Here is a 16,392-nt window from a genome sequence, read left to right as displayed (position 1 = left end):
CCGCGGCGGGGCAATGCCCACGGCGGGTGGACGGCGCGCGCCGGCAGCATGGAAGGGAGCCAATGAACACCTATTCGGAAACAAGCGGTGGAACCGGCGTTGCGGAAGGGAAGGTTTCCAGCGAGTGGCGAGAACGGTGCGATAAAGAGTTTCGCTCTACCTTCTATGGCTTCCGCTCGACCAGCATGTAGCCGATCCCACGAACCGTCTGAATGCTGGCCGATGCATCCGGCCCGAGCTTCGCACGCAGATAGCGAATGTATACCTCCACGATCTTCGTCCCGGGTTCGAAGCTGTATGACCAGACATTGTTGAGGATGCGCTCGCGGCTAACCACTTTCCCCGCATTGAGCATGAGAAAATGCAGAAGGTCGAATTCACGTCGGGTAAGGCTGATTTCCCGGTCGCCGTCCGCAAAACGACGAGCGCTCGTGTCGAGATTGAGGCGGCTCACTCGAAGCAACTGCCGATCCACTGCACCCTGACGGCGTCGGCGCAGCGCGTCAATCCTGGCCACTAGTTCATCAAACGCAAACGGTTTCGTCAGGTAATCGTCGGCACCGCCCTTGAGCCCATCTACGCGATCCTGAATTGTCTCCTTCGCGGTCAGCATCAGGATGAGAACCGGCCACTGCTCCAATCGCACGATCCGGCACAGCTCAAGGCCGTCCAGGTAGGGAAGCAGACGGTCCAGGATCACGAGATCGAATGGATCCGTACGAATAATGGCTAATCCCTCGCGACCGTCCTCCGCGACACTCACGTGGAAGCCTTCGGCCTCCAACCCCCGGCGGAGAAAGTCGGAGACACGCCGGTCGTCTTCAACGATCAGGATTCGAATCATGGGTGCGATGTACCAGCGGCAGTCTGATTCTGAGGAGGGTTCCCGAAGGTTCAATTCCTTCAAGGCCGATTGTGCCATTGTGCCCGTCTATAATCTCCTTGGCGATCGCGAGGCCAACACCAAGGCCGTCGGCTGCGGACCTCCCGCCGACACGCCCGCGATAATAACGGTCAAACACGAACGGGAGATCGTTGACATCGATCCCTGAACCGTTGTCGCGGATGGCGATCTCAACCATTCCATGACGCTCAGCCATCTCGACTGCTATCGTCTGATATGGCTTTGAGTACTTTATGGCGTTGTCGAAGCCGATCAGCAGCGCTTGCTTTAGGCGCTGGGCGTCACCCCGAATGAGGCAATGGTCTGGGTTGAGCGACAGATCAACGGAAATCTGCTTGGGACCTGCGAGTACGGAAGCCTCCTGAACGGCCGCCTTCACCACCTCACCGGTATCGATGTTGTGCAAGGAGAACCTGAAATTTTCGGCTTCGGAGCGGGCGAATGCCAGAAGGTCCCCCAGGTTGCGAGCCATATCTTCAGCGTAATTGCGGATTCGGCTCAGAGCTTCGCGGTAAGGTCGAACACGCGGTTGGCCGCGGAGGGCAACGTCGGCCTCTCCGCGGAGAATCGTCAACGGCGTGCGGAGTTCGTGGCTTGCCTCCGCAAAAAATTGTGTGCGTCGGCTATCGATAGCTCTCAGTTGCTCATTGGCTTTCCGCAGTTCACGGGTGCGCAACTGAACCTCCGCCTCCAAGCGGTCCTGTACCGAAATCAGAGCAGCACGTTCGATCTCGAGGGCCTCGGCCATGCTGTTGAAACTTCGCGAGAGGGAAGCGAACTCGTCGCGTCCGGTCGCGGAAACGCGATGGTCGAGCTTGCCTGCAGCGATGGCTTTGGCGCTTTCGTTCAGTTCACGCACAGGTGTGGCGATTGATCGTCGCAGGACGAGGCCGAACCCTAGACTGCCCAGCATGAGCAACGCAGCGAAGCCGCCGGTCAGCAGCAGCAGTCGCCATTGTGCGCCACGGACGCGGGCGAGTTCCTCTCCAACCTCCCTGCGCTCATCGTGCAAAGCGGCTTCGATCATTTCTTCGAGATCGCTCTCTAGTCGATGCTCCACATCGTTGCGGAAGGCGTCTACGATGCCCTTTGGATCCCCCTTTGTTCGCTGGCTAAACAGTCGCTGGGCGGCCCGATCGATCGCCTTAAACAGCGCCTTGATGCGGCCGACGAATCTGAGTTCGGCCTCCTCCTGGCGTCTATCGCTCCAATATCCGAGAGCGCCGAGTTCCTCGCGAGTGGCGCCCTCCAGCTTGTAGAATCCGGATTTCACTGCTTCTCGTGCCGCTTCGAAATCCGGCATTTGCTCGGGCCCAAGCAGCAAGACTTCAGCGAGTTGCTCGGTGTAATTGTTGGCATGCCCATTGAGTTCGGCGAGCGCCTCGAACCGCCCGTGGACGCTGTCGATTCGGCGGACGAATTCCTCTGTCAGCTGGAGTGTTGCGAATGCCAGTCCTGAAATCAGTCCGACAAGGGCGAGAATGACGATTTGAAATAGGAAGATGCGGCCTCGAACGGTCATGCGGTAATCCTGCCGGCGATCGGATAATGCCTCTCACCAAATTCTAACCGGAGCCCTCCCAAGCGTCTAATCGGAACCTCCTAAGTTCGAGCGGAGGGTGTGCGACGCCCTCATCGCCACGTTGGCGACGAACTAGACGAGGTTTCGGTTGGCACAAGTAGATTTTCGGACCGACAGTGACGCCACCCTTCGGGAAAGGACACCGCCGGTGCTCTGGCCGATATGGCGAGCCGCACTGATCGGAACCTGTGCATCCCTGTGTGTGGCCATCATTGAATTCGGCCTCCCCGCGCTCCCGTCCGACGCCCGGCGAGCGCTCGAGATCCTGCTTGTCGCGATCATCGGGTGGACCTTAACGCGGTTCGACGATGCCTTCGTTGCAATCGCCGCCGGATTGGCAATGGCGCTGCTGGTCAACCGTGATCCAGGCGCGCTGTTTCATGCGCTCGGCGATGAGTTGATCTGGCTATTGCTTGCCTCCTTCATATTGGCGGCCACCTTCAAGGCGAGTGGGGTCGCAGATCGCGTTCTCGGCCTCGTGACGGGGCGCATGCGATCGGTTCGCACAATCGCCTATTCTTTGACGGCCGTCATGATCGCCACAGCCTTCGTCATTCCGTCGACCTCAGGTCGCGCAGCTTTGATGATCCCCGCCTATCAGGCGATCGCGGGACGCTGTGGAAGCGCCCGGTTGCGAAGGGCCTTCGCGCTGCTGTTCCCCACTGTTATCCTGCTCTCGGCCATTGCATCGCCCGTCGGCGCCGGTGCCCATCTGCTGGCGATCGAAATGGTCGGCCGCCTCTCGGGTGTGAAAGTAAGCTATCTGGAATGGATCGCTTTCGGCCTGCCGTTTGCGGCCGTGAGCACCTTCCTTTCGGTCGAATGCCTGCTCCGGCTTTTCCTGTCGCCGGTCGAACGGCGGATGACCCTTTTGCAGCCAACGACGGTGACTAGTGGCGGTGCCGGATTGGCACGGCAGCCGATACTCTGGATCGCCGGCGGGGTTGTCATCGCGTGGCTGACCGAACCTGTCCACGGACTTGATGCCACCGTTATCGCTCTTGGCGGCGCTCTCTTGGCCACGCTTCCTGGAGTCGGCTCCGTGGCGTTTGGCGATGCAATCAAGAGTGCGGAGTGGAAGCTGCTCTTGTTTCTGGCGGCGACGATCTGCTTGGCAGACGGCCTGACGGCATCAGGCCTCAATCGGTGGTTGATCGAGACCACTGTCGATCCACTGCGCGGCACCGGCTTGGGCCCGTTGGCGCTTATCTCCTTATTAGCCTTGCTTGGGCTTTTCAGTCATCTCGTGATCCACAGTCGCACGGCGCGTGTCTCGGTGCTGCTGCCCCCGGCGCTGATGCTCGCATCAACAGCGCGGCTCGACCCTCTCCTTGCAATGTTTGTCCTCGTCTCGGCGACTGGCTTTTGCCAAACCCTCGCGATCTGCGCGAAACCGGTGGCGCTTTTCGCGGGGGTCGACGAGGAAGGCTACGGCCCGAAAGACCTCGCCTTGCTCAGCTCAATCCTGCTGCCGATGCAGTTCATCCTCATCGTCGTGTTCGCGGTCGCCGTGTGGCCAGCCACCGGAGCCCTGCTCAACACGCTCCATCTGCAACTTGCTGGAGAGCCGTAGAATGTCGAAAAAGAAAGGATTGACGAAACGAAGACGGCTTCGAGTATTGGTCGCACCCTCCGGCTTTAAGGAGAGCCTCGGCGTTCGTGATGTCATCGCTGCATTGGCGCGGGGCGTTCGCAATGCCGTTCCGACAGCAAAGATCCTGGGCCTTCCAATGGTGGATGGTGGCGAGGATTTTACGCGGACCCTTGTTGAATTGTCTGATGGCGAGCTGCATTCCGTCACAGTGACGGGACCGGTGGGACAACCCGTGGCGGCCGATGTCGGTTTTCTCGGGCGAAGAAAGAAACGGACAGCAGTTCTGGAAATCGCGGCGGCTGCCGGGCTCCGGCTCGTCCCCACGGACATGCGTGACCCGACCCGCACTACAAGTTATGGGGTTGGTGAGTTGATTCGTTTTGCGCTCGATCTTGGCGCGGAAAGAATTCTGATCGGCTGCGGTGACTCGGGTGTCAACGATGCAGGAACCGGCATGGCCCAAGCATTAGGCGTGCGTCTGCTCGATGGCGGCGGCCGTCCCATTTCGGGGAGCGGCTCGGCCCTCTCATCGCTAGCTCGTGTCGATCTTTCCAGTCGTGATCATCGCCTTTCGAATGTTCGTGTCGACGTCGCGGTAAATCCCTACAACATGCTGCTCGGCGAGAGAGGCGTCGCCCGGGTGTTCGGCCCGCAAAAGGGTGCAACACCTGACCAGGTGGTTTTGCTCGAGCAGGGCATGGAAAATGTCGCTCACGTCGTTCGCCGCGACCTCGGCGTCGACGTGACGCCGCTTGTCGGCGGAGGAGCTTCCGGGGGACTCGGCGCCGGACTTCACGCCTTTGCTGGGGCCCGGCTACATCCGCGCTTCGACCTGATCCTGCGGTATATGGATCTCGATCATCGGCTGTCAAACGCCGACATCGTCATGACAGCCGAGGGTGGCCTGGATGGTCAGACGAGCTTTGGAAAGATACCAGCCGAGATTGCCCGGCGCGCGAAACGTCACAATCTGCCTGTCATCGCCTTGGCCGGAACGATCGGAGCAGGTGCAGAGGCGACCCACGACATCGGCATCGATGCCTTCTTCAGCATTCTGTGCCGACCGTGTTCCCTCGAAGACGCGATCCGTGACGCCGACACGCTGCTGGCGAACGCTGCCGAGCAGGCATTCCGGCTGATGCGGGCGACGCGTGCTTTCAAGTTCAGATGACGGAGCGTGTCAGCCAATGGCCGCGATGTCGCTACGCGGCGGCCCTGACCGGCTCGAAGTCTATGTCGAGAACCGAATTTCGCGCTGCCCGGTGGGCGGGGAAGCCGAAGTCCAACCCAAACTTCACCCGATCGTGGTCCCCGCCTTGAGCTTCCTCGCCTCCTTCATGTTGGGAAGAAAAACCGTCAGCAGCCCGAGTAGCGGCAAATACGAGCAGACCTGGAAGACGAAATCGATGCCTTTCATGTCGGCGACGACGCCAAGCACGGCGGCCGCGATGCCACCCATGCCGAAGGCGAAGCCGAAAAAGATGCCGGCGATCATGCCGACGCGGCCGGGCACCAGTTCCTGGGCAAAGACGACGATGTTCGAGAAGGCCGAGGACAGGATCAGGCCGATCAGCACCGTGAGAACCATCGTCCACTCGAAATTGGCATAGGGCAGGGCCAGCGTGAAGGGCAGCACGCCGACGATCGAGAACCAGATCATCGCCTTCTGCCCGTAGCGGTCGCCGAACGGGCCGCCGAGCAGGATGCCAAGGGCCGAGGCGCCGAGGAACAGAAACAGCATGACTTGCGACATCTGGACCGAAACGCCGAATTTATGGATGGAATAGAAGGTGTAATAGCTGGCAAGGCTGGAAATATAGGCGTTCTTGGTCAATACCAACAGCGTCAGCACCAGCAGCGCTCCCATCACCTTGCGGCGCGGGAAGGGCGAGACGAAACCTGCCGCCTTGCGGATGCCCTGTGCGGCACGCAGGCGGCTGTACCAGCCGCCGACCTGCCACAGCACGATGATGCCGATCAGCGAGCCGCCGGCGAACCAGGCAATGCTGGTCTGGCCGAAGGGCACGACGATGAAAGCTGCCAGCAGCGGACCCATAGCCTGGCCGAAATTGCCGCCGACCTGGAACAGCGACTGTGCCAGACCGAACCTGCCACCAGAGGCGAAGCGGGCGATGCGCGAGGATTCCGGGTGGAAGATCGCCGAGCCGATGCCGATCAGCGAGGCGCCGATGAGGAGCAGCGAGTAATGTCCGGCATAGGCCAGCACGACCAGCCCGATCAGCGAAGAAGCCATGCCGTAGGGCAGCGAATAAGGCATCGGCCGCTTGTCGGTAATCATGCCGATCACCGGCTGCAGCAAGGATGCCGTCACCTGGAAGGTGAAAGTCAAAAGGCCGATCTGCCAGAAATCGAGACCGTAATTGTCCTTCAGCAGCGGATAGATCGCCGACAGCAGCGACTGCATGATGTCGTTGATGCAATGGCAGAAGCTCACCGCCAGGATGACGGTGAAGGCCGTCGCCTGAGCTGAAATGTGGCTGGCCGCTGCCGGCTTGGCGTCGGCGGTTGCTGTGGTATCGGTCAAGGCAGGCTCCGTGGTCTTTTTGGCGGGCGCTCCCGCAGGCGGTGTTATAGGCCGCAGCCTTATACGTTGCTTGTCACGCGACTTCTTTCGTGGTTTGGTCCAATAGTTTCGCAAGTGGGCCATAGCTGATGCCGCATGGCAGGGAAATGTTCAGAGCGGGCGACACCGATCTCGGGCTGTTGCATGAGCGTCGCTGGCTATGGCTGGAGCAGGCCGTAGGGCCGGCAGTGGCGCTGCCGACCGAATATCCGGACGGCTACCATGTGCCACGGCACCATCATAGCCGCAGCCAGTTGCTGCACGCGCTGGTGGGTGTCGTGCTGGTGACGACGCGGCATGGGCGCTGGATGGTGCCTCCGGACCACGCGATGTGGATCCCCGCCGGCACCGAACATTCCGTCGAGATGCTGGGCGACGTCAGCATGCGGTCCGTCTATGTGATGCCGGAGGCCATTCCCGGCCTGCCGGACGGGTTGCGTGTCGTCGGCATCACCGACCTGATGCACAGCCTGATCGTGGAATCGGAAAAGCTGCCGCAAGGCGCCGAGCTGGAGGGGCGGGGCGGACTGATCATGAAGCTCCTGCTGCACGAAATCCCGAACCTGCCGGAACGGCCGCTCGGCCTTCCGTTCCCGTCCGATGCAAGGCTGGCGACGCTGTGCCGGCGCTTCGTCTCGGCACCGTCACCGCATGCGACGATCGACGAGTGGGCCGCTATCGTCGGCATGAGCCGCCGCTCGTTCACCCGCGCGTTCCACCGCCAGACCGGATTGTCGCTGTCGACCTGGCGTCAGCAGGCCTGTCTGTTCGCGGCGCTGCCACGGCTGGCCGACGGGGAGCCGATCACGAGGGTGGCGCTCGATCTCGGCTATGATAGCGTGCCGGCGTTCATCACCATGTTCAAGCGCATGCTGGGAGCCTCGCCACGCGGTTACATGCGGGGCGCCCGTGATGCTGGCGAAGGTGTGCGACGAATAAGCGGTCCGGCTCGGCCTGAGTCGCAGCCCTGAAGTGCGTCGCGTTCGACCCGCCTCATGCGAGGCGCTTTGGGTTCTTGATTTATGCATGTCGTTATCGCAAAACCGCTGCACTTTGCGCGACACGCATTAATCGAACAGGCTCGACACCGATTCCTCGGTCGCCGTGCGCGAGATCGCCTCGCCCATCAGTTCGGCGATGGAGATGACGCGGATATTGGCGGCGTCCAGCACTGCCTGGGTCGGCTGGATGGAATCGGTGATGACCAGTTCCTGCAGTTTCGAGGCGCCGATGCGGGCGATGGCGCCGCCGGACAAAACGCCATGGGTAGTATAGGCGGTGACACTGGTGGCGCCGTCGGCAAGCAGCGCATCGGCCGCATTGCACAGCGTGCCGCCCGAATCGATGATGTCGTCGATCAACAGGCAATCCTTGCCGCGCACGTCACCGATGACGTTCATGACTTCCGATTCGCCGGGGCGCTCGCGGCGCTTGTCGACGATGGCAAGCTGGGCGTCGATGCGCTTGGCGAGCGCGCGGGCGCGGACCACGCCGCCGACATCCGGCGACACCACCATGACATTGGCAAGCTGCTTGTATTTCGCCTTTACGTCGCGGGCCATGACCGGCACGGAAAACAGATTGTCGGTCGGGATGTCGAAGAAGCCTTGAATCTGGCCGGCATGGAGATCCAGGGTCAGCACCCGGTTGACGCCCGCCCTGGTGATCATGTTGGCGACCAGCTTGGCCGAGATCGGTGTGCGGCCCGAGGCGCGGCGATCCTGCCTAGCATAGCCGAAATAAGGAATAACTGCAGTGATGCGCTTGGCCGAGGAGCGCATGAAGGCGTCGATCATGATGAGCAGTTCCATCAAATGATCGTTAGTCGGGAACGAGGTGGACTGCAGGATGAAGACGTCCTCGCCGCGCACGTTCTCCTGGATCTCGACGAAGATTTCCTGGTCGGCGAAGCGCCTGACGCTGGCCTTGCCCAGCGGAATGTTGAGGTAGCGGGCGACTGATTCAGCCAGCACCCTGTTGGAATTGCCCGCGAAGAGCTTCATGCACCGTTCCTGGCGAAGGATTGAGAGACTCCGATAGCACTCCAGCCTCTTAGTCGGGCTTTTAGCGGCCCGCGCCGGTATTGCAAGCGTCGTGAATGGGAATCCGCCGGCTAATCTCAATAAACGCTTACGGCTTGAGCATGCGGCGATAGAGGCAGTTCCATGCCGACGGAATCGGGACAGCTTCTAACTTTCAGTCTGAGCATGATCTTTTCCGAAAACCGGATTCCGCTTTCGGAATTATGCTCCAGGTCAGCCGGCGCCGCCGCCAAGCCAGGTGGCGAACTGGTCGATTGTCTGGTCGGCAATTGCCTGCATGGTCGCCGGCGCGACCGCCGTCCAGCCTTCGCCGCCGCCAACGGACGGCGCCTTCTGCTGGCCGTTGATGCGATGCAGCCGGTTGCCGGCCGGGTCATAGATGTCCCAGACATAGATGACGGTAGTGTCCTTGCCTTCCGTCATGGTCGAGAAATAGCCCTTGAGCACATGCGTTGGGGTCTGGTCGGTGCTGCCGGCCAAGGTGATGCCGCGCTGCCTGGCGCGTGTCTGAAGCTCGGCGGTCAGCGGTGTCGCGGCTTCTACCGAGGCGCCGACGATCGGCGCCACCTGCAGCCGGGTCCGCGCAATGGCAGCCGCGCTTTTGGCGGGCGGCACGGCTGCTGCAGCGGAAGGCTGCGCTGTATCTGCAGTTTGCGCGGTGCCGGCAGGCTGAGCCGGAGTTGCGGGGGGCGTTGCGGCCCCTCCGGCTCCGGAGAGCGATTGCGTCGATTGCGGGGCAATGGCCGAGGGTTCGAGAACGTCCTTCGCATTGGTGCAGGCCGCCAGTGCCAGCGCCACGAGCAATGACACGGTCGTCACATGCGATCGTCTCATTAGCCTGAAAACTCCTTGGCGACGAACGCCCCTCACACTCTTTCCATTATGGATTCACTGCACGATCAAGTCGAGATCATGGCGGGACAGCGGCTTCGGCTGGGATTCGGTGGTCAGATAGGTGCGGCCAAGCGTCATCGCGGTTTCGGTTTCGGAGTCCATGATGATCATATGGGCGAACAGCGTCATGTTCGGCGCAATCGGTTCGGGATTACCCTGATAGAACATCGGCATATCCATCCAGGACGGGGTGAAGCGGGCGCCGAGCGAATAGCCGCAGGCATTGAGCCGGTGCTTGGTCAAGTTGTGGGCTTCGAGGGTGCGGGCATGGGCGTCGAACACGTCGCCGAACGTATTGCCGGGCGTCATCGCCTTCTCGACTGCAAGTAGCGCGGCGCGGGCGGCATCGAACAATTCCTGGTGGCGTTTCGATACCTTGCCGGTCAACACCGTGCGCATCATTGCCGCATGGTAGTGGTGGAAGACACCGGCCCATTCGAGCGTCAGCTGGTCGTTCTTGGTGAGCTTGCGGCGACCGGCCTTGTAGCGGCAAAGCAGGGCGTCGACTCCGGACCCGATGATGAATTCGTTGGCCGGATAGTCGCCGCCGCCGGCAAAGATCGCACCTTGCATGGCGGCGAGGATCAGCGCCTCATCGCCACCCTGCTTGATCAGCGGCAGTGCTGCGTCCAGCGCGTCGTCGGCCAGATTTGCGGCTTTTTCCGCCTTGGCGATTTCTGCCGGGCTCTTGAACAGCCGTAGCCGGCTGACAATGCCGGAGGCATCCGCGATCTGCCCGAAGGTCTGCAACTGCTCGTCGAGGCGCCGGCCATTATAGGCGGTCAGGCCGTGGGTGTCGTATTCGACGCCGATCCGGGCGCCGAGCAGGTCAAGCTCGTTGAGCAGATTGCGCAGGTCTACCGCCGGATTGGCGCCGTTGCGGTCCGTCCACAAAACGATGTTGTCGATGATCGAGGTGTGGCGCGCCTGGCGCAAGTCGGCCGAACGCGTCAGCAGCACCATCGAGCCGTCGGCCTTGACCACCAGGCACTGGAAAAAGCAGAAGCCGAAGGTGTCGTAGCCGGTCAGCCAATACATGCTTTCCTGGGCAAACAGCAGGACGGCGTCGAGCTTCTTTTCGGCGATCTCGATCATCAGTCGATCGCGCCGCGCGTCGAATTCCGAGCGTTCGAAATGCAGAGCCATCAGTCAGCCTCCAAAACGATTGCCGAAACCTGCCGCCCGTAGTCGGGCTCGTCGCGATGCGTGCTGCGCCGATAGGAGTAGAAAAGCTCTTCCTCGGCATAGGTGCAGCGGCCAAGTCCTTCGGCATTGACGCCAGCCTTGGTCAGCCGGTCGACCGTGTAGCGGTTGAGATCGAACATCGCGTGTCCGGCATTTGCGGAGGGCGCGAAATAGCGGGCACTGCCGGCATCGGCGTCGACGAAACGGGCGACGAATTCCGGTCCGACTTCGTAATTCCGTGGGCCGATCGAAGGACCGAGCACTGCGACGATGCGGTCGCGCCGGGCGCCGAGGCTTTCCATTGCCGCGATGGTGTTTTCCAGCACTCCGGTGAAGGCGCCTTTCCAGCCGGCATGGGCGGCGCCGATAATGCGCGCCTCGGCGTCGGCGAAGAGGACCGGTCCGCAGTCGGCGGTCGAGGCACCGACGGCAATGCCCGGCCGGTCGGTGACAATGGCGTCGGCCTTGGGCCGCTCGCCGGCAAAAGGCTCCCTGGCAATGACGACGTCCGGCGAATGAACTTGGTGAGCGGTCAGCAGATGGTTTGCTGGCACGCCCATCCATTCGGCGACCCGGCGGCGATTCTCGCGCACCAGCGTCTGGTCGTCGTTCGAGCCGGTGCCGATGTTGAGGCCCCGGTAGATGCCGCTGGAAATGCCGCCGACGCGCGTGAAGTAGCCGTGGCGGATGCCTTGCGCCGTTTCCAGCAAGGGCGACCGAACGGGATCCGGTTTGGTCTGATTCAGCATGGCGGCTTTGTTGTCCGTATGGGCGATTTCGTCAAGCGAGTTGAAGGGCGCAGTTGAAGGCTGGTCAGTTTAAGGCTGGCGCAGTTGATGTCGGGCGCTAGTCGGAGACGGGAGAGTGGGAGAGGCGGCAGCGAAAAGTCAATCCGTGCTTGGAAACGGCGGAACGGCAATGCCGGCGGGGAGGACGGCAAGCACCTTGAAGAGTTCGCCCATGGCCAGCGGGCCGGCGAGGCGCTCGACGTCGGCCGCGATCTTTTCGCGAGCTGCCTCATCGGCATTGGCGCCGAGCCGGCCAGCTCGTTCGAGAAGCCCCATCGTGAGCAGGAATTCACCTTGCGTTGAGAGGTGGGCATCGAGGCTGTGTGCCCGAACGGTTGCCGCGAGGGCAGCGAAATCGACATGGGCTGTGAGATCGGCCTGCCCCGGATTGGCCAGCACGTCCTCATGACCGTGCTTGCGCAAGGCCTGCAAGGTGTCGCCGATCCCGGGCTGGAGGTGACCGTAGTCGAGAAACAGGCCGGCGCCGCCAAATCCGGCAAGTCGCCCGGCGATGGCCGCCATCAGGGCGGCGCGGGCTGGCGCCACCTCGACGATGGCACCTTGCGGCGCATTCTCGGCACCCTCCGGCAGCAGCATCGGGTCAAGCGAGCCGGCGCCGACGAAAAAGCGCAGCCGGTTCGCATCGTCGAGACCGATCATCCGCTCGCGCCAGCCGGCTCCGGCGCGGACGAACTGGCGGATGGGCACCGCGTCAAACAGCTCGTTACCAACAATCAGAAGCGGCGCCTGCGGTAGTGTGTCGACGGCCTCATGCCAGACGATGGTGGCCGACGTCCCGGCAAGTGTTCGTTTCTGGACCTCGGTCAACCGCGGACTGGTCTCGATCAAGGCGAACGATGCGCTGGCGGTAAGCGTCGGATCGAGCCGCGAAAGCGTGCGCAGCATATCTCTCATCAGCGTGCCGCGGCCGGGGCCTATTTCGGCGATGGCGACCGGCGTCGGCCGGTCGATCGCCAGCCACGCCTGGTAGAGCCAGATGGCGACCAGTTCGCCAAACATCTGGCTGATCTCCGGCGCGGTGACGAAGTCGCCGGCGGCGCCGAACGGCTCGCGTGTCGTATAATAGCCGTCCTGCGGATCGAACAGGCAGAGCGCCATGTATTCGCTGATAGGGATCGGTCCCACGGCACCGATCAGCTCGGCGATGCGGGTCTTCAGCCGCGTCATGCCGGCTGCGGTTTTGTCACCGGCTTGGCTGTAGCCATCGCCCAGATGCCGGCCAGCACCATCGGCAGTGACAGCACCATTCCCATGGTCAGCCAGCTCGTGCCAAGGAGGTAGCCAAGCTGCTGGTCGGGCTCGCGAAAGAATTCGACGAAGATGCGCGAGGCGCCATAGCCGGCGATGAACGCGCCGCCGACGAAGCGCGGCGCCTTCAGCTTGAGCCGCGAATGGGTGAGGAAGCGCAGGACAAGGAACAACACCAGCCCTTCGAGGAGCGCCTCGTAGATCTGGCTCGGATGGCGTGCAAATGGGCCGCCATTGGGGAATTCGAATGCCCATGGAACGTCGGTCGGCCGGCCCCATAGTTCGGAATTGATGAAGTTTGCCAGGCGAACGAGGCCAAGCCCCACCGGCACGCCGGCGGCAACCACGTCGAACAGCGACCATGTGCGGATGCCACGAGACCGGGAAAACAGCGTCATGGCGAGAATGACGCCGATCAGGCCGCCATGAAACGACATCCCGCCCTGCCAGACGGCGACGATATCGAGCGGATTGGCAATGTAGCGCGGCAGGTCGTAGAACAGCACGTAGCCGGTGCGTCCGCCGAGCACCACACCGATGGCTGCCCAGACGATGAAGTCATCGAGGTCGACGGGCTTCATCGGCAGGGTGCCGTCGGGCCACAGTTTTGGGTTGGTGACGAGGCGCTTGGCATACCACCAGGCGAACAGAATGCCGACGATGTAGCCGACGCCGTACCAATGCACCGCCAGCGGTCCGATCCGGACGATGACCGGGTCGATGTTGGGAAAGGGCAGGGCGGCCAGCGGCAGCAAATATTCGCTCAACAGGGTCTCCGGGTTCCCAATCAGGTTCGGGCGCGGACCATGCGGCAGGCTTTTGGCGGGGTCAAGGCAAGCATATGCTTGCATTCCGAATCGTGCGCCACTACGTCAATTCGACCAAGCGAGGATTTGCCATGGCGACCGGACCGAACCGCATTCTCGATGAATTCGCCAAGCTGATGACCGATGCAGCCGGTGCCGCGCAAGGCGTGCGGCGCGAGGTGGAGACCGCCTTCAGGGGCCAGGCCGAGCGCATACTCAACTCCATGGACGTGGTGCAGCGCGAGGAATTCGAGGCCGCTCGCGACATGGCGGCGAAGGCCAGGGAAGAAAACACCCGCCTCGCCGCTCGCATCGAGGCGCTCGAGGCCAGGCTTGCCGAATTGACCGGTCAAGCAGCGCCTGCGGCTGCGTCAAAGCCGCGTGTAAAAAAATAACAAGAAATAAATTGTTAAACTTTTCCACAAAGCCGGATCGCAAAAAGCGCTTTGTCGTGAATCGCTTACCGGTACTGCGTGAATCTTTGTGACAGCGCCTTTCCACATGCGAATGACGCAGTGCGAAAAATTTGGCTGGTCACGCGACTCCCGATCAATAGACTGAATTTGTTGCATGATTCGGAGCAGGGTCATGCGCCGGGCGGTGGGGTCCGGTCCGGGGTCTTTGCGTTGACGAAGTCCTGGCCGTCCGAGTTCTAGGCAGAATTGTTCGAGTGTGCCTCTCCCGCGGAGCGTGTGGTGGCGCTCCCAGAACGACAGGAAGCATTTCATGGAACTTCTCGAACTCGAATTCTCCCGCGAAATCCATCCGGTGGATGTTATCGAGCAGGTGGCGCACAACAACGATTGGTCCTTCGAGCGGGCCGGCGACGACGAGATCTCGATCTCGGTTGCCGGAAGCTGGACCGACTACCACGTTTCATTCTCCTGGATGGAGGACTACGAGGCGCTGCACCTGGCCTGCGCCTTCGACATCAAGGTCCCGGAGGCGCGCGCGCTCGAGGTGATGCGGCTGCTTTCGCTGATCAACGAGCAGATGCTATTTGGCCATTTCGACCTCTGGGAGCAGGAAGGCGCCATCATGTTCCGCCAGTCGCTGCTGCTGGCCGGTGGGGTCGAGCCGTCGAGCCAGCAGGTCGAGGTGCTGCTGTCGTCGGCGCTGGAAGCCTGCGAATGCTATTTCCAGGCGTTCCAGTTCGTCGTCTGGTCGGGAACTTCGGCCAAGGATGCGTTGGCCGGCGTGCTGTTCGAAACCTACGGAAACGCCTGACCGTCGATGGTTTCGAGCAACGCGCGAAAACCCGAGATCAGCTTTGCCGATTTCGACCGCGTCGACATCCGCGCCGGCACGATCGTCGAGGCCGAGCCTTTTCCCGAGGCGCGCAAGCCGGCGATCAAATTGAAAATCAACTTCGGTCCCGTGATCGGGGTGAAGAAATCCTCGGCCCAGATCACGAAATATTATACGCCCGAAACCCTAATCGGCCGGCAGGTGTTCGCTGTGGTCAATTTCCCGCCGCGTCAGATCGGGCCATTCATGTCGGAAGTGCTGACGCTCGGCTTTCCTGACGAGGAGGGCGCCGTCGTCCTTGGCGCGATCGAGCGCAAGGTGCCGGACGGCGGCAGGTTGTTCTAGCTGCGCTGTTGTTCACGCAGCCAGTTTACGCGTGGTACCCAGCGCCTCTTCGACCGTTTCCATGAACATTTCCGCGCAGGCCTTCCAGCTGTAGCGCATCGCGCGTTGCCGCGCCTCGGCGCGGTCGACGTGAAGGGCGGCGAGCGCTGCTTGCCGCAGGTCGTCCGACACCGCGCCGCCGATGCCGTCACCCACAATATCGATCGGTCCAGTGACGGGATAGGCTGCGACAGGCGTGCCGCTGGCCAGCGCCTCGATGATGACGTTGCCGAACGTGTCGGTACGGCTGGGGAAGACGAAAACATCGGCCGAGGCGTAGATCTCGGCCAGTTCGTCGTTCGGACGATGGCCAAGGAAATGGGCATCGGGATATCTGGCCTTCAGCTTCGCCAATTCCGGCCCTTCGCCTACGACCAACTTGCTGCCGGGCAGGTCGAGGTCTAGGAAGGCCGGCAGGTTCTTTTCGATCGCGACGCGGCCGACGCAGAGGAAGATCGGTCCGGGAAATCCCAGGTCCTTTCGTTTGTCCGGCCGAAAATGATCGGTGTCGACGCCGCGCGTCCACGGCCGGAGCTTGGTGAAGCCGCGCGCCGCAAGATCGACGGCAAGCGACTGGGTGGCAACCAGCGTGCCCTGTCCTGAATTGTGGAAATCACGCAGCCAGCGATAGGCCCATGCTTCAGGCACCGGCAGGCGCGCGCTCAGATATTCCGGAAAACGTGTGTGATAGCTGGTCGTGAACGGGCGGCCGGCGTTGCGGCAGTAGCGCCGGGCCATAATGCCGAGCGGTCCTTCGGTGACGATATGGATGTGGTCCACCTTGCGTGCCTCGATCAGCTGCGCCACGCGGTGCGGTGTCGTCAGCGCCAGCCTGATATCGGGATAGGTCGGCAGAGGCAGGGTGCGAAAGATATTCGGCGTCAGGAAGTCCGTCTCGACATCGAAGGATTTCAGGGTCTCCGAGAGGCGCTCCAGCGTGTGGACGACGCCGTTGACTTGCGGGCGCCAGGCGTCGGTGACCATCAGGATGCGCATGGCGGTCCCTTGGCGGCAAGCTTGATTGCCTCGCCGCGATGCCTGAGCGGCGACCACGCCGCAGCTCTGGCGTCGCACCGGCGCACCCGGGCAGGCGCGGGGTCGAAATGAGGCCG

16 protein-coding genes are annotated in these 16,392 nt (G+C 62.1%); 6 read left to right on the top strand and 10 right to left on the bottom strand.

Annotation, left to right across the window (positions count from 1 at the left end):
* Positions 1 to 163: 163 nt before the first annotated feature.
* Positions 164 to 844, bottom strand: a complete 681-nt coding sequence (locus tag NKI97_RS22295) for a response regulator transcription factor (protein ID WP_352450507.1) — start codon at positions 842 to 844, stop codon at positions 164 to 166.
* Positions 822 to 2,426 (bottom strand): sensor histidine kinase, encoded by a 1,605-nt coding sequence (locus tag NKI97_RS22290; protein ID WP_352450506.1) that lies wholly within the window; start codon positions 2,424 to 2,426, stop codon positions 822 to 824. The genes NKI97_RS22295 and NKI97_RS22290 overlap by 23 nt, the downstream gene beginning before the upstream one ends.
* Before the next feature lie 262 nt (positions 2,427 to 2,688).
* Here NKI97_RS22290 and NKI97_RS22285 point away from each other — a divergent pair, with 262 nt between their 5' ends.
* Both NKI97_RS22285 and NKI97_RS22280 read left to right on the top strand, forming a co-directional pair.
* Complete coding sequence (locus NKI97_RS22285) at positions 2,689 to 4,059, top strand: SLC13 family permease (RefSeq protein WP_352836635.1); 1,371 nt, start codon at positions 2,689 to 2,691, stop codon at positions 4,057 to 4,059.
* Between the two features lies 1 nt (position 4,060).
* Positions 4,061 to 5,251 carry a glycerate kinase family protein gene (locus tag NKI97_RS22280; protein ID WP_352836632.1) on the top strand — a complete coding sequence of 397 codons (1,191 nt, stop codon included), beginning with the start codon at positions 4,061 to 4,063 and terminating at the stop codon, positions 5,249 to 5,251.
* A 123-nt stretch (positions 5,252 to 5,374) separates the two neighbouring features.
* On the opposite strand, the gene NKI97_RS22275 is transcribed toward NKI97_RS22280, so the two are convergent.
* Positions 5,375 to 6,625, bottom strand: a complete 1,251-nt coding sequence (locus tag NKI97_RS22275) for an MFS transporter (RefSeq protein ID WP_352836629.1) — start codon at positions 6,623 to 6,625, stop codon at positions 5,375 to 5,377.
* A gap of 128 nt (positions 6,626 to 6,753) precedes the next feature.
* On the opposite strand from NKI97_RS22275, the gene NKI97_RS22270 reads away from it, so the two are divergent.
* Positions 6,754 to 7,635: an AraC family transcriptional regulator gene (locus tag NKI97_RS22270; protein WP_352836626.1), complete on the top strand. Its 882-nt coding sequence runs from the start codon at positions 6,754 to 6,756 to the stop codon at positions 7,633 to 7,635.
* 96 nt (positions 7,636 to 7,731) lie between these two features.
* On the opposite strand, the gene NKI97_RS22265 is transcribed toward NKI97_RS22270, so the two are convergent.
* The 6 genes from NKI97_RS22265 to lgt all read right to left on the bottom strand — a co-directional run bounded on the left by NKI97_RS22265 (position 7,732) and on the right by lgt (position 13,609).
* On the bottom strand, positions 7,732 to 8,667 hold the full coding sequence (locus NKI97_RS22265) for a ribose-phosphate pyrophosphokinase (protein WP_023678427.1): 936 nt from the start codon (positions 8,665 to 8,667) through the stop codon (positions 7,732 to 7,734).
* A gap of 252 nt (positions 8,668 to 8,919) precedes the next feature.
* Positions 8,920 to 9,540 carry a hypothetical protein gene (locus NKI97_RS22260; RefSeq protein WP_023678426.1) on the bottom strand — a complete coding sequence of 207 codons (621 nt, stop codon included), beginning with the start codon at positions 9,538 to 9,540 and terminating at the stop codon, positions 8,920 to 8,922.
* Between the two features lie 54 nt (positions 9,541 to 9,594).
* On the bottom strand, positions 9,595 to 10,746 hold the full coding sequence (locus NKI97_RS22255; RefSeq protein WP_023678425.1) for a M24 family metallopeptidase: 1,152 nt from the start codon (positions 10,744 to 10,746) through the stop codon (positions 9,595 to 9,597).
* Positions 10,746 to 11,534 carry a peptidoglycan editing factor PgeF gene (gene pgeF, locus NKI97_RS22250; protein ID WP_352836623.1) on the bottom strand — a complete coding sequence of 263 codons (789 nt, stop codon included), beginning with the start codon at positions 11,532 to 11,534 and terminating at the stop codon, positions 10,746 to 10,748. Before pgeF ends, NKI97_RS22255 begins: the two co-directional genes overlap by 1 nt.
* A 138-nt stretch (positions 11,535 to 11,672) precedes the next feature.
* Positions 11,673 to 12,761 (bottom strand): class I SAM-dependent methyltransferase, encoded by a 1,089-nt coding sequence (locus NKI97_RS22245; RefSeq protein ID WP_352836620.1) that lies wholly within the window; start codon positions 12,759 to 12,761, stop codon positions 11,673 to 11,675.
* Entirely contained in the window at positions 12,758 to 13,609 is an 852-nt protein-coding gene (gene lgt / locus NKI97_RS22240; protein ID WP_352450498.1) for a prolipoprotein diacylglyceryl transferase, read from the bottom strand. Before lgt ends, NKI97_RS22245 begins: the two co-directional genes overlap by 4 nt.
* A 131-nt stretch (positions 13,610 to 13,740) precedes the next feature.
* On the opposite strand from lgt, the gene NKI97_RS22235 reads away from it, so the two are divergent.
* From NKI97_RS22235 to NKI97_RS22225, 3 genes are all read left to right on the top strand, one after another.
* Complete coding sequence (locus NKI97_RS22235) at positions 13,741 to 14,043, top strand: accessory factor UbiK family protein (RefSeq protein WP_352450558.1); 303 nt, start codon at positions 13,741 to 13,743, stop codon at positions 14,041 to 14,043.
* 331 nt (positions 14,044 to 14,374) lie between these two features.
* Positions 14,375 to 14,875 carry a type III secretion system chaperone family protein gene (locus NKI97_RS22230; protein ID WP_023678420.1) on the top strand — a complete coding sequence of 167 codons (501 nt, stop codon included), beginning with the start codon at positions 14,375 to 14,377 and terminating at the stop codon, positions 14,873 to 14,875.
* A gap of 6 nt (positions 14,876 to 14,881) precedes the next feature.
* Positions 14,882 to 15,241, top strand: coding sequence for a tRNA-binding protein (locus NKI97_RS22225; RefSeq protein WP_352450496.1), 360 nt, complete (start codon positions 14,882 to 14,884; stop codon positions 15,239 to 15,241).
* Positions 15,242 to 15,253: 12 nt separating this feature from the next.
* Here the strand turns inward: NKI97_RS22225 and NKI97_RS22220 are convergent, their stop codons facing one another.
* Positions 15,254 to 16,276: a glycosyltransferase family 4 protein gene (locus tag NKI97_RS22220; RefSeq protein WP_352836617.1), complete on the bottom strand. Its 1,023-nt coding sequence runs from the start codon at positions 16,274 to 16,276 to the stop codon at positions 15,254 to 15,256.
* Positions 16,277 to 16,392 lie beyond the last annotated feature (116 nt).

The organism is Mesorhizobium sp. M0296 (assembly GCF_040321675.1).
In the GTDB taxonomy this organism is placed as follows: Bacteria; Pseudomonadota; Alphaproteobacteria; order Rhizobiales; family Rhizobiaceae; genus Mesorhizobium.
This window is presented reverse-complemented; position numbering and strand designations above follow the sequence as displayed.